We start from the raw sequence: 12,458 nt of genomic DNA, 5'->3' as shown, positions 1-12,458 counted from the left end.
ATCGGCCACTAAGAGACGTTCGGCGCACTCGCCGCTTGGACAGTCAAGAGGCGGTTTACCTAAACTAGCGGTCGATCGATTGCAGCGAGCCAGCGCAATGGACTGCGAGAAAATGCCACATACGAAGACGCGTTCAAGTTTCTCACGTACTCTCCCTGCCTGTCAGGCCGCCAGTTGAAAAGCTTTCCGGGCCAGCGATGAAAGCTGAGAAACCCCGACGCACTTGATTGCACCGCGTCCCCTCACCTAGGGCGCTTTGCGCCACGATAGTACGAATCGAAACAGCGCCATAAGTTAGTTCGACATTGAGGAATGACGCTAATCCTCTGATTGAATTGCGTATAACAAGATATGAACGAATCCAAGACGATAAACCTTGAATCACTGCACCGCTTCCAGATCAACCACCTAACGGTCGAGTACGGATTGATGGGGGTGACGCATGAATTTTCCTTTTTAAGGCACGACCATCATCGTTTCCTTGCCGGGTCCGGAGAGGGCTTCCGATAGTTCCCGTGAATTTTCTATCGCGCACCGCGGTTCACCCCGTGAAGAGAGCGGTAAGCAGATCATTCTCCCGGTGGATATCAACGCTATCCGGATAGAGGTGAAGATCGTGAGACAATCACCCTACCGTCAGAAGTATTGAATCAGGACCCCTATACCACCGAGTTGATTCCAGAGTCGGATAAGGTACGCTTAAAAGCAATCAGCGCACGCGTTGATGAGATCGCACGAGGCATTTGAATACAGGATTTCAGTAATGAGATGGCGGTATAATAACCACCGGATAGGCAGGCCACCGCTTCCCGGTCCCAGAGTCCTATGGCAGAACAGTCTCCGGGACACCGAGTCAAAGCGTTATGTATGGTCGATTACAGGGAGAGCCGAGATTTTGATGACGAGAGAAGTCACGGCCACTGGATGGGCTCACTCACAGACATCTCCTCCGCCGCACAATAATCGATCTCGCCGTTGACGAGGAAAGCATCAGTAACTTGATTCAAAAGTCATCGAGTGGACATCCATCAAAAATCACTCGTTCCACACTGAACCGCTCCTGCTAATTTCAGGAGCGGGGCGGGAGAAATGCGTCCACCGAAAATTGATATTGGACCTCGAATAATTCCGCCTTCTGCACGACAACGTCGGCGCTCGCCATAAGGTTCCCTGGTCCTGGTGGTGGGTTTTCCAAGCTCATCTGCGGATTGGTTACCGCAATGACCGAAAGCCCTCCTTGAGTGTTGAAGTTAGTCGGGGTCACCGTCAAACCAATGGAATCGATGGGGGGGATTTTTGAGCCGAAGTCAGAGAAGTCTGAGTCGGGAACAACAAAATTGAGAGTAGCGTCGGCACGGGTATCAGAGGTCGAGGCAGCGAATAAAGTCACGATGCCATAATATAAAAAAAGAACGTGGCCCTCGAAAGAATCGTCGCGAATGGTTACATCTACTCTACGATGTGTAGAAACTACACCAAGAATTGGCCCAGTAAATGGCATTTCAATGCTCCCTTACCTTACCAGAAGCGGAATACGTGACGGATGCGCTGCGTTATAACAAATTATATGACCGCGCGGCAAAAGCAAGGTTGTTCTGTAAAAGTTGGGGGTGTGGTTATACGGAATAGTAATTCCCGTATGCATTTTTTGGTTGTGTCGCGAAGCCTTTGATCGACCCATCGAGCGCCGGCTAGGGCGCAGTCGTCCGACTAAGGGTGGTCCCGCAGCTTTTTCGAGGCCGGTCGCGCACGTGCTGACCCGAATGTTGAAGCCATCCCGACCATGACATCGTCAACGTGAAGCGCGATTGGGGATGCTAGAAAACTCAGCATGGAGCAATATGCCCGTAGCCGGCTCGCTCGCGGCGCACTTCAGGCGTCTGAAGGAGTGACGCCAGGCTGAGCACGCGATTCGAGCCGAAGGCAGACTACATCTCCAGTCGCTCAAAAGCTTATTTGCGTATTCAAAACGGGCAAGTGGTCCGAAAGCACGGTGCGAACCGACAATCGAAGGGTGGTAGTGCCTCGAAAGCGGCCCTTGATTCCAGACAATGCCGAAGTCCGCTTCGGGTCGCCTGCGCAAGTTCGACTTGGCGGTGCGGCAAGCGATCGACGCAGCGCAGCCTCGATTTCCGAGATCGGCCAACATGGGACGTTCGCTCCCGGGCTCGGTGCGACATTCGCATTGCGCCTTCGCGGCGAAAGCGGACAAAAGTCTTCCAACTGGCGCGCCACCTGAGGGTGCATAGCACTTCAACACTTTTCCGTCGCCAGGGACAGACGCCGCAGCTTGCCCAGAAACCGCCGCCGCAGATCGTCCTATCGAACCCCACGCTCGCTTTAAAACGGCGCGATCACGCTGTAGCTACGGTCTAGAATTAGGGCTGCGCCAGAATGAGTGAGGCTGGGCCGACTATTCGTTAAACACATTCTGAATAAGCGAGAAGTTACATGGAAAAGCGCCAAGTATTATTGCTTTCGGCCCTCTTGCTTTTAACGGAGTTGGCCACCGCCGCTCAGGAATGTACCGGCGGGCAAAAGCGTCTAAAGGAAAGCGAACCATGCATCCCCGAGCCTCTGTTCAATTACCTTTACTGCCTTAATGTAAGTGGTGGCGCCGTCGTAGAGGTAACCGAAAGTAGCGGTGACGCGAATTCGAAGACCACAAACATCAAAGTGAAGGGCAGCGGCTCGGGTGTCATTCTGAAAGGCGCAGGCGAGGTAGGATACGCGCAAGCCAATGTGAGTAGCGCTACTCGCGAGCTGCAAAAGAAACTCAATCCCGAGCTCGCCGCCAATTGCAAGTACTACGCCGACAAGATTATGGGCGCCCCCCCCCGCGACCCCGAACAAAGCTCAACCGAGTAGTGGAACTCAGAAGCCGACTGACGGAACTCCGAAACGACAACAGCCGCCTCCAGAATACGTGCATCTAAACAAGACGTCCTTCAATGGCTTTAGCTGTCAAACGGCGTCGTATGGAAGCGAATGGGCGGAACGAACTCGCGAACAAATAGAGAGCGATTTGTACCAGGTCTACGGATGCAGTGCTCCTCCCGAGGCATCTAGTAAACCAGACTATAGCGGCAACTTTCACACTCCAGCACGTGATAGTGGCCCATGGAAGGGCTTCGCTGCCCGGAGCATGGTGCTCTACTATGATCCGGCAAACAAAGCGAAGTCCGAGGCTCTGGCCCGGGATCTGAGTCAAAGATACCAGCACAAGTTTCTCGCCGCCCAAGGTGCTGGACAAGGGGTCCCTCCTGAGTGGTACTCGCGAACGCTTGTGGTGCACCTTCGAGAGACTGGCTACTGAGCGGTCGCGAGACGGCATAAATCCTGGACCAATCACGGTCCGGGCCTTATGCCCATTACCTCCTTTCTTTCAGGCGTCGAGGCGGCGACAAACAACCCCGAATCTGTTTATGGGAACGGCTGTTGACCCTTGGCAGCGGACGTCCAGGTCGCGCTGCATCGAAAGTCGACAATGGGTCGGGCATCGCCCATCGGGATTTGGCGCAGACTGACTCTCCCTTCATCTGAAAGGAGTTTGTCATGGAAGCGATCATCAGCACGAGCTTGCCTCATGTCCCGTGGAACAAGGGCAAGCTGACCGGGCAAAAATCACCGCTGAAGCTCAAGGAAATTTGGGCCATTCGAATCCGTCTTCAGCTGGGCGGAAAGACCCGTGATCTGGCGATGTTCAATCTGGCAATAGACAGCAAGCTGCGAGCGTGCGACCTGACGAAGCTGCGGGTACGCGATGTCTGCATGGGCACTCGTGTAGCGCCCCGCGCGACTGTCATGCAGCAGAAGACGCAGCGGCCGGTGCAATTCGAGATCACCGAGCAAACGCGGGAAAGCGTGGAAAACTGGATCAGGGTAGCTGGGCTGTCTCCCTCAGATTTTCTGTTCCCTGGCCGGATTCACGCGTCACCTCATCTTTCAACTCGTCAGTACGCGAGGATCGTGCATCGTTGGATAAAAGCGATCGGGCTCGATGACACGGCCTACGGCACGCATACGATGCGCCGAACGAAAGCATCGCTGATTTACCGCCGCACAAAGAATCTTCGGGCGGTGCAGCTCCTGCTCGGCCATACGAAGCTGGAAAGTACAGTCCGGTATCTCGGCATTGAGGTCGACGATGCGCTTGAGATGGCTGAACAAACCGAAGTGTGAGCATCCCAGCCGGGCGGCAATCGGACGCTGTCCGGCCAGGAGCAGCCGATCAGCATCGTGCCCGAAAGCGGCCGTTGGGCTAACGGTCAAATCGCAACGTAACTATCCCGCGAGAGCTTGTTAAATTTTAGTTGGCTTGCTAATCATATTGCGATTTAATGAACCCATGTTCGATCATTGCCTCTACTTCAATTCTTCGGCACTCGCGCGCCTCGCTGAGCGTGAATGGGCAGCTGTTTACGCGCCATTCGGGCTGACTCCGGCACAGGGATTTGTGCTGCGCGTAGTGCTTGCATCTCCCGGGTGCCTGAGTAGTCAGGTTGCGGACACATTAGGCATTGCTCGCCCCACCGCCACCCGACTTATCGACAATCTTTCTGAAAAACGATTGGTCGAACGCCGCCAGGCTGAATCGGATGGTAGGGAATGGTGCGTCTACCCAACCCGTGCCGGAAGGGCGCTCGACCAACCAATTAACGATGCTAGTGCGGCGATCGCGAGAGCCCTGCGTGCGAAAGTTGGGCCGGAACTGTTCGAATCGGCTGTCTCCAGCATGCACGGCATCAGGAAGGCGCTTTCTTGAGGCCCGGTTTCTTGTCTCAAATGATTGTCTTGCTAATTAAATCGGAAGGCCAATGAGAAACGTATCGACACAAAGAACGACCGTCCCGCGAAGTTTGCAGCGACAATCGTGGAGATCGGGGCCTGGAGTGCGATGGGCCGCGGGCATCGCCATTGCGGTAGCGGCGATTGCATTGTTCCTCACGGCTGTCGCCTATGCGCCGGAAAGCATCCGCGCAAACAATAACCTTTGTCTTCAGCAAGTCGCGAACGATGAACACGCGAGTCTCGAAGCCTTTTTTCAGAATCCCGCCCAACAAGACGCTTTTGTACAAGCCGTTACTGTCTGTTCGCGCTGAAAAAGGAAAGTCCTCCAGCAAACATCATTGGTGAGCGTCCGCTTCGTCGTTCTAAGGACGGCTTTGGGTCGGTTTGGAGCTTTCGCTGTCTGACGGACACGATGCGGCCAATTTACACTGTCACCCACGTCGTCGACAAAGTGCCCCTCTCGGTCGCAGCGCACCGACGAGTAGCTCGATGGAATTCGGCTGGAATCCAACCCGACAGACGTCGACCCGTCAGCCACCGTCGCCCATCCCGGCCCATGCGAGCCTCTGCGAGCGCATCTTGATGTATTCCGGATCAGAGGACAATGCCGGAGAGAGTTGACTCCAGGTCAACGCGGGAGGCGGTCCAAGATAAAGGATGGCGTCGAACTGCTCCTGCATCACAGGAGAGCGGATAGGATCGACATAAATTTCTACGATGACGTCGTCATGCTTGGTAAACATGGCGTGCGGATAATATGAGCGAAAGCTCGCCTCCCCGAGCGGGGTGCCGCGAATGTGCGCAAGGCTGGGAGTAGGCCAAGAGGTGACGTCGGCCTGTAGGGTTGCCGGATCAACAAATACTGGAACCCAAACGGAATAGACTTCGACGCCCTTGCTTTGCAGCAACGAAACGATGCCATCGGGCAGTGGGTTGAATTGGTGGTTCACTAGCCCTTGGTTTTTCGCTTGCCAGTAGAGGTTCTTACGCAACAAATGCATGCCGCCGTAGATGACCAAGGCGCGGCGCTGTTTGGCCAGCACCTCACGTTGGATAATTCGTACCGGGCAGCTGTCGCGGTCGCCCACGGCATTCCAGGCTTCAACGAGCTCCTCGGCGCTGCTGATTTTCGACCAATCGATCGGCGGATCGCCCAACAAAATACGAATCTGACGATCTTTCGGGAGTGAGGCATTCACTTCGCGGACTTCACGGAAAAGCCCCTCAAAGACAGGACGATCCCACACGTCGTGGGGTTGTGTCGTGTTTTGCCATGCTTGGCGGAGCTTATCTTCAGGGACGTCGTCCCCTGCAACAAACTGGTCCATCATCTCCTGATAAAGAGAATTGCCACTTTCAACCACGATATCGTTCACCACGTGAGCAAATCGGGCGTCACGGATCAGCGAAACCCGAAATGCATAAGCTTGTTCACATCCGTGGCCGCCGTCGCAAATCGCGACGACATTGTGGGATTTGAAAGCTTCAAGGACACCGGTGATTGGATCGATAGGACTTGCAGCTGTTGTCATCGTGCGAGCTCCCTAGTCTGGTGGCCAATATACAATCCTCAACCACCAAGTCAATTTTTGAAGATCAGACAAGCGGCAATCTTCTACGGGCTTCGTTTGTTTGAATGTCCGCTTCTTGGAAAGCTGACCGTCCCCTGTGGGTCGGTTCGGCGCGTTCGCCGTTGGCACGGGTTCGGCGAAGGCGACGAATGCGTACAGTCGGCCATTTTGAGACATTCGCGTCGACCGCTTACATTGGTGACAATCGTCGGTCCCCGTTGACTGCAATCCCTTAGAGAGGCAATATGTCTGCATGAACTCCGACACTCTCAAATCCATGATGTGCGCCATGACTGCCGACGGCGAGTCGTGGGAATCGTGACGTTCATACATCACATATAGACTTCCTCAACGGCCCCGCCAGTCATGACGGGGCCGAGTCTTTTTAGTCGCTCCGAATTGCATTGGCGCAGATAGGAGTGATTGCATGCATTACAAGAAACGTGTTGCCGTCTATCCGGGCTATGCCCGCGAGTCGACTTGTTTGTTCGAGCCGAGGAGCGTGGCATGGTGACGATATGAAAAGCGAATTGCCATGACGTCTGCGACGCTTGGGATATCCGCAAAACCTCGGTGCATGCCGCGTGCGCCGAGTATTATCCCGAGGCAGCCCTTTCTGAATGGGTCGATGGCACGCTCACCGATAAATGGGCCAGCGTTGTCGAAAACGACTTTTACGTTGCCATCGATGAGGAACTAGTCGTTGGCACGGGAATGCTTACGGTCGCAAACGGGCAAATCGACGCAATCTTTGTGCGGCCATCTCATATGGGACTTGGCATTGGACGCAAGATGCTGCAATTTCTCGAGGCGTTGGCCAGCGTTCATGGCGTTACTGCAATGCGTCTCGATGCAACGCTAAACGCGGCAGCGTTCTATCGCCGTTGTGGTTGGGCGGGAGACTCGGTATCGACCTACCGTAGCTCGCGTGGACTGGAATTGGCTTGCGTGCCTATGACGAAGCATCTGACCGACGGAGCGTAGGTTGCTACGGCCGACGATTACCAGCCCCATCCGGCGATAGTCGGCCACAAACGGTCACTCGACACGAGCATCTGAATCGTCAACAATCGACTACGCCCGGTCTTGCGTTGTGGGCTGGGCTTCAAATGCAAAATAGGCGCCTGCACAATTCGGAAAACAGCGATGACGACGGTGTTCGTAGACACGGCCGAAATTACAGACTGGCCCTCGCTTCATCGGGTCTTCTCGCGAATCTTTGGTTTCCCGCCGTTTTACGGCAATAACTTGGATGCGCTAATTGACTGTTTGGGTTACCTCGACGAGCCCGAAGCTGCAATGACACAGGTGCACGTGAGCCCAGAATGCACGCTCACGATATTACTTGGCGGTGTCGACAGTTTCAGAAAACGCTGTCCGGACCAATTCGCGGGCTTGCAAGACGCATGCGCTTTTGTGAACTGGCGTCGTACGCGCGAGCACGGACGTGCTCTGGTCGCACTCGCCTATCACGACTGATGCAACGGGCAGCGGACGACCAATTTCGATCGTCGGGCATTGGCGCCCGGATCGTCGACGATCAATGCCTTGCCGATCGAAAATTCATTAGCGATTGACAGGCGTCTGACTTGATTTGAAGAGGGATGTCGGGGTGTATAGAAAATCGGTATGCGTTTTTGCCATGGCACTGACTGTAACGCAGGGCTGTTTTGCCCTTACCGTCGACGAACTGATGCGCGGTCTGGATCAAGCGCTAGGCGGTAAAGCATCCTCTGCGACCCAACTGGCGACGTACGTCACTGGCTATGTTCACGGAAGCGCAGAGTATGGACGGACACTGGGGCTCGTCTGTGACGAATCTGGGCTGCGTTCAACGAACGACGAACTGCGAGCAGTCCGAGCTTACATTAACGCTAATCCAGATCAATGGCCTGACGGCGCACAATTATTGGTTAATCGCGCGCTCATGTCGCCGAAATGCCACCATTGATCGGTACATGCCAATGACAACGAGTTTTCGCCTCATAGCGATACATGCCGAAACTGAAATGCGGTCACTTGCTCGGCGTTACGTAGCGGATTGTATTGTAACTGCGCTCGACCTTGAGCCAACGCGGCCATGGTTCCTTTTCGAAACAAAGACAGATGCGGAGCGCGACCTACTGAGAGGAGACGAAACGCTCCTTAAGGAATTGAAGGCGGTGTTCCGGGCGCGCGAGTGCCCAGATGCAATTGTCCAACGTCTCATGTTCAGTTTTCAGTCGCTTGAAACTGTGGAGCGTGACTATGCGGGAAACTGGCGTTGGGCGTTGCAGTAGTCAACGTTCCGAACGTCCGTGATCGGACGCCTCAGCCTGGCCGCTTTGGGTCGGTTCGGCGCGTTCGCCGTTGGCACGGGTTCGGCGAAGGCGACGAATGCGTACAGTCGGCCAGTTGGAGACACTCGACCTTAGTGCCCAGATCGCTAACAATCTATGAGAGTGTGCGGCGCTTGTTCCGCTCCCCGAGAGTGAGCCTTGGCCGCCAAGACACGTCGATCGGTTCACAAATTAAATTTAATGTGCCAATATAGGCCGCATGGAACTCCGTAACGTCCCGAGCCAATCTCATCATTATCACGGTCGCAAGCCATTGCGCCGTGGTTCGTTACGTCCATAGCATCGATTCGACCTCACTGGTCCAACTCCGTGTGCAAACGACCAAGGCGCCTAAGGCGCCTTTTTTTATTTCTCCACCATCAAGAGCTGAAGATGACCGACCCGATAAGCTATCGACGCGCAACTATCGACGACATTTTGACAATCTGCGAACTGGGTCAAATCTTGAACGCGGTCCACCACCTGGCGCGCCCCGACATTTATGCGAATGCCACTACGGAGTTCGGTCGGGACAAACCACACTGGCTTTCTAGCCTTCAGGAAGAAGATCGAGCGACGTTTCTTGCCGAGCTTGGCAGCAAAGCGGTCGGCTTCATTACGGTTCAGATGGTGAAGCCGATAAGCCCAATGTTGCAGCCGATGGTCGTTGGTCGCATCGGCTCCGTCGCTGTCTCGGAACAAATGAGGGGGCGCGGGGTCGGCAGCGCTCTCATGAAGCTCGCAGAAGAGTGGGCGCGGAAGCGCGGTGCCGCCGACATGAGACTGGCCGTTTGGGAGTTCAACGAACAGGCCGTCGATTTGTACCAGGAACTTGGCTATGAGATTCGTGCGTTCGAGATGGGAAAGCGGGTTCAGACTTCGGCGGATATGGCCGCCAATGGATTTGGTGAGGCAACGGAAACGCCCTTAGCGCCCGCTTATCGTGCGACATCCAATGGTATCAATGGCCGCGTTCGCTGATCGGTCACTTTGAGACGTTCGACAGCACCGGATAGATGGTTGACAATCGGCGGCTAGGTGCCCCGATATAGCGGGCGCAATGAACAGGACTCTGTCGCATGGACAAGAATGTAGATGAGTTAATCGCTGAGTTGGCCGAGCGAGGCGTACATCTACCGAAAGGTAACGTCGGAATCGGCAGTTTCGGAGATTCAGAGGCGCTTTCAGAATCGCTGATCAAACTCATCCTGACTGGCGTAAAGCGCGGTACTTGCAGCTTGGTTTGGTCTTGGGGTTTCGACGGTACGACACTTCCTGCGGTCGGGGATATGGAGATCGTGCTTGACTGGCATGGTCAGCCAACGTTTGTTCGACGAGCCACGGAGGTGGAGATCGTGCCGTTTGACGCTGTGACCGCCGATTTCGCAGCTAGCGAAGGCGAAGGTGACCGCTCGTTATCGCATTGGCAAACAGAGCACTGGAGATTCTTCACCGACGAGTGCAAGCGAATTGGCCGGACGGTTGATAAATCGATGCCTCTCGTGTGTGAGAGATTCGAGGTCCTTTACACTTTCGGTTGAATACGCGATCCGAACGACCGCTGCCCTCGGTACCAAGCATCAAGCCCGGAACGCGTGCCGCCACTCGCAGCATGTTCCGCGTATGCAGGGCCCTCACCCGCCAGGAAGGGACGTTCGACGCGGCGAGCTAAATCGATGACAATCGCCGTTTCAACACCCCCGCTACTGCGAATCAGTTTATGTCCCGCCCACCTCGTCCGCCCGACCTGATTGTGAACTTCTCCCTAACAGAGCATCGATCAGACGGTTCGTTGAAGGAGGTCGTTTCAGGCTATCGTCCGATCTACAAGGTGCGCACTGACTACTGGTCATCTGCACACCACGAATTCGTGGACGCCACTGGCGTCTGCACCGGGCAGCAATGTGAGGCGGAGGTTTGGCTATTATCGCCTGGAGCATACCCACACACGTTTTGGCTCGGTCGACGCGTTGAAGTAGTTGAGGGTTCGAGAGTTGTAGGCGTTGCAGACGTCCTGAAAATAGTCAATCCGCTGCTCGAATTGAGCGCAGATAGCTGAGTGCTTCGGTGCCGAGAGGCACGCTCCCCAAACGGCTTCAGTTGACCGCATCGGGCACCAGTCGGCCAAGAACGGTTATTCGACACGGGGCCGTGAATCGCGCACAATCGACCGGCCGATTCCCACTACATCGGACAAGTCATGAAGCAGCGTGTACGGATAAAACTCGTCCAAAGACGACAAGTAGAGTGCCGGGCGGCCCGCAAGCCAGCGGGAACGAAAGGATATTTGGAAGGTGGCTACGGGTCTCGACTTGCCGTTATCTACTCTCAGCACAAAGAGCTGTTCAAGCGACTAGACGACGCGTGAGCATGAGGCGTAACGGATGGGCCGCGTTCCGGCTCGTCAACACAGCATCAGTACGCTGTACGACCGTGCGGAAGAACGTTGAGACAACGGCAGCCTATGGCGAAGCATTCGGCATCGATAGGCGCACAGCAAACGCCTTCGACGCGGTGTCGATTACCTCCTGGTAGTACTCTTTGATTGGTCTTGGGGCGTGCTTATCCCGCGCACCTGGATGAAATGTCCTAAAACACTCGATGCCATTTGACTGGAAGTGCCACAGCGCCTTTGGCTCAACCTTCACATTCTGACGGGTCGGCAGGACAGCTTTCAGAGCACAATCGTACGCGTGGCCGGTACCGAAGATGATTAGATCTGGCTTAAGCAGCTCGATCTCAAACTGGACGGCCGCCACCGAGTAATTGAATAAATGCGCGGAATGATCAATCGAGGTTCGAGAAAAGCCGCGCTTCGGGCGGTACCAGTCCATCTTCATTAGATTGTTCCAGCAAACAGCCGCTCGATCGCCTCGTGCGAACGCATTAGCGAACCGCTTCCACTGCCGCAACAACTCACTACGACCTGTACCACGGGAGTGTTGACTCTCGTAGCGAGCTTTCGCGATCTCGATCCTGTCAGAACGTTCGTAGAAGGCTCCTAGCTTGCCACACCAACCGTTAGTTTCCTTCCCGATGAACATCACGCGGACGGGCGCATCGAGGTAAGCCTGAGATACGCTAAGGAGAAACGGCGCCGACAGCTCGCGAAAATGTTGAATAAAGCCGGGCTTTGCCACGGCAAGCGCATCTGCATAGTAAGAATCCAAGACCGCTTGTACGTCGCGTTTAAGCATGGTTTTTCACCGGATACTTTGCCATGGCGCGGCGGACCAGCCTTTGCCGTCAGCTCTAGATTTCGCGGCAGTTGTGGCATAAGTGGATCGGATGTCGGCTGATCCACGGTTGTCCGCTTTGGATTTCCTCGACTGTCTCCTGAGATGCAGCGCGTAAAAACCGTGAAGCCGGACGTCGTTGCTACGGACTGAGATTCCAGCATAGCTGCTCTGGTGGAGTGCCCGTTGAGCGTCCGTTCTGAGGTAAATCGACCGTCCCTTGTGGGTCGAAGTTCCGCCGATCACCTAGCGCAAACGCAAATCTGAATGACCCCGCAACGATACCGGATAGGGGGCAAGCGCCGTCTTCGACAGCGGCACTTTGTGTCAGGTGACCGCGTCTTTGCATGGTTCTGAAAGTTGTCTGTCGTTAAGGCTCACTCTGGAAATCCGTGTCGATTGCGAACATGCGACTAACCGTCTGGCACATCTGCGTCTCCCTCAACGGCAGACCCGGCCTCCAGCCAACGCAGGCGCGGGCGCAATCTACGCCGCGGTAGAGCGGCATGAGGTTTTGTTTCACCTGACCGGGCTCCAAAACA

Annotated in this window: 10 protein-coding genes; 7 read left to right on the top strand and 3 right to left on the bottom strand. The window is 55.1% G+C overall.

Annotated features, from left to right (window positions below; translation table 11 throughout):
* Window positions 1–1,069 precede the first annotated feature (1,069 nt).
* A complete protein-coding gene (locus tag BCA01S_RS38325) occupies window positions 1,070–1,501 on the bottom strand; it encodes a hypothetical protein (protein ID WP_156955185.1) in 432 nt (143 codons plus the stop codon).
* Between the two features lie 950 nt (window positions 1,502–2,451).
* On the opposite strand from BCA01S_RS38325, the gene BCA01S_RS33435 reads away from it, so the two are divergent.
* The 3 genes from BCA01S_RS33435 to BCA01S_RS37710 all read left to right on the top strand — a co-directional run bounded on the left by BCA01S_RS33435 (window position 2,452) and on the right by BCA01S_RS37710 (window position 4,765).
* Window positions 2,452–2,868, top strand: a complete 417-nt coding sequence (locus BCA01S_RS33435; protein WP_027780587.1) for a hypothetical protein — start codon at window positions 2,452–2,454, stop codon at window positions 2,866–2,868.
* Window positions 2,869–3,555: 687 nt separating this feature from the next.
* Window positions 3,556–4,182 carry a tyrosine-type recombinase/integrase gene (locus BCA01S_RS33425; RefSeq protein WP_027780586.1) on the top strand — a complete coding sequence of 209 codons (627 nt, stop codon included), beginning with the start codon at window positions 3,556–3,558 and terminating at the stop codon, window positions 4,180–4,182.
* 166 nt (window positions 4,183–4,348) lie between these two features.
* Window positions 4,349–4,765, top strand: coding sequence for a MarR family winged helix-turn-helix transcriptional regulator (locus BCA01S_RS37710; RefSeq protein WP_084167099.1), 417 nt, complete (start codon window positions 4,349–4,351; stop codon window positions 4,763–4,765).
* A gap of 556 nt (window positions 4,766–5,321) precedes the next feature.
* On the opposite strand, the gene BCA01S_RS33415 is transcribed toward BCA01S_RS37710, so the two are convergent.
* Window positions 5,322–6,323: a hypothetical protein gene (locus BCA01S_RS33415; RefSeq protein WP_027780585.1), complete on the bottom strand. Its 1,002-nt coding sequence runs from the start codon at window positions 6,321–6,323 to the stop codon at window positions 5,322–5,324.
* Window positions 6,324–6,935: 612 nt separating this feature from the next.
* On the opposite strand from BCA01S_RS33415, the gene BCA01S_RS36235 reads away from it, so the two are divergent.
* The 4 genes from BCA01S_RS36235 (at window position 6,936) to BCA01S_RS36225 (ending at window position 10,221) form a co-directional block, all read left to right on the top strand.
* Complete coding sequence (locus tag BCA01S_RS36235) at window positions 6,936–7,346, top strand: GNAT family N-acetyltransferase (RefSeq protein ID WP_425176932.1); 411 nt, start codon at window positions 6,936–6,938, stop codon at window positions 7,344–7,346.
* 162 nt (window positions 7,347–7,508) lie between these two features.
* Window positions 7,509–7,841, top strand: coding sequence for a barstar family protein (locus BCA01S_RS33405; RefSeq protein ID WP_027780584.1), 333 nt, complete (start codon window positions 7,509–7,511; stop codon window positions 7,839–7,841).
* A 1,232-nt stretch (window positions 7,842–9,073) separates the two neighbouring features.
* Complete coding sequence (locus BCA01S_RS36230) at window positions 9,074–9,661, top strand: GNAT family N-acetyltransferase (protein WP_084167097.1); 588 nt, start codon at window positions 9,074–9,076, stop codon at window positions 9,659–9,661.
* Between the two features lie 98 nt (window positions 9,662–9,759).
* Window positions 9,760–10,221, top strand: coding sequence for an ASCH domain-containing protein (locus BCA01S_RS36225; RefSeq protein ID WP_042320375.1), 462 nt, complete (start codon window positions 9,760–9,762; stop codon window positions 10,219–10,221).
* 921 nt (window positions 10,222–11,142) lie between these two features.
* Here the strand turns inward: BCA01S_RS36225 and BCA01S_RS33385 are convergent.
* Window positions 11,143–11,877 (bottom strand): uracil-DNA glycosylase family protein, encoded by a 735-nt coding sequence (locus tag BCA01S_RS33385; protein WP_027780582.1) that lies wholly within the window; start codon window positions 11,875–11,877, stop codon window positions 11,143–11,145.
* Window positions 11,878–12,458 lie beyond the last annotated feature (581 nt).

Source organism: Paraburkholderia caledonica NBRC 102488 (assembly GCF_000685095.1).
Classification (GTDB): Bacteria; Pseudomonadota; Gammaproteobacteria; order Burkholderiales; family Burkholderiaceae; genus Paraburkholderia; species Paraburkholderia caledonica.
This window is presented reverse-complemented; position numbering and strand designations above follow the sequence as displayed.

Excerpts from the sequence above, each read along its gene's own strand:
- BCA01S_RS38325 (WP_156955185.1), bottom strand. The coding sequence starts at position 1,501 with ATGCCATTTACTGGGCCAATTCTTGGTGTAGTTTCTACACATCGTAGA.
- BCA01S_RS33435 (WP_027780587.1), top strand. The coding sequence starts at position 2,452 with ATGGAAAAGCGCCAAGTATTATTGCTTTCGGCCCTCTTGCTTTTAACG.
- BCA01S_RS33425 (WP_027780586.1), top strand. The coding sequence starts at position 3,556 with ATGGAAGCGATCATCAGCACGAGCTTGCCTCATGTCCCGTGGAACAAG.
- BCA01S_RS37710 (WP_084167099.1), top strand. The coding sequence starts at position 4,349 with ATGTTCGATCATTGCCTCTACTTCAATTCTTCGGCACTCGCGCGCCTC.
- BCA01S_RS33415 (WP_027780585.1), bottom strand. The coding sequence starts at position 6,323 with ATGACAACAGCTGCAAGTCCTATCGATCCAATCACCGGTGTCCTTGAA.
- BCA01S_RS33405 (WP_027780584.1), top strand. The coding sequence starts at position 7,509 with ATGACGACGGTGTTCGTAGACACGGCCGAAATTACAGACTGGCCCTCG.
- BCA01S_RS36230 (WP_084167097.1), top strand. The coding sequence starts at position 9,074 with ATGACCGACCCGATAAGCTATCGACGCGCAACTATCGACGACATTTTG.
- BCA01S_RS36225 (WP_042320375.1), top strand. The coding sequence starts at position 9,760 with ATGGACAAGAATGTAGATGAGTTAATCGCTGAGTTGGCCGAGCGAGGC.
- BCA01S_RS33385 (WP_027780582.1), bottom strand. The coding sequence starts at position 11,877 with ATGCTTAAACGCGACGTACAAGCGGTCTTGGATTCTTACTATGCAGAT.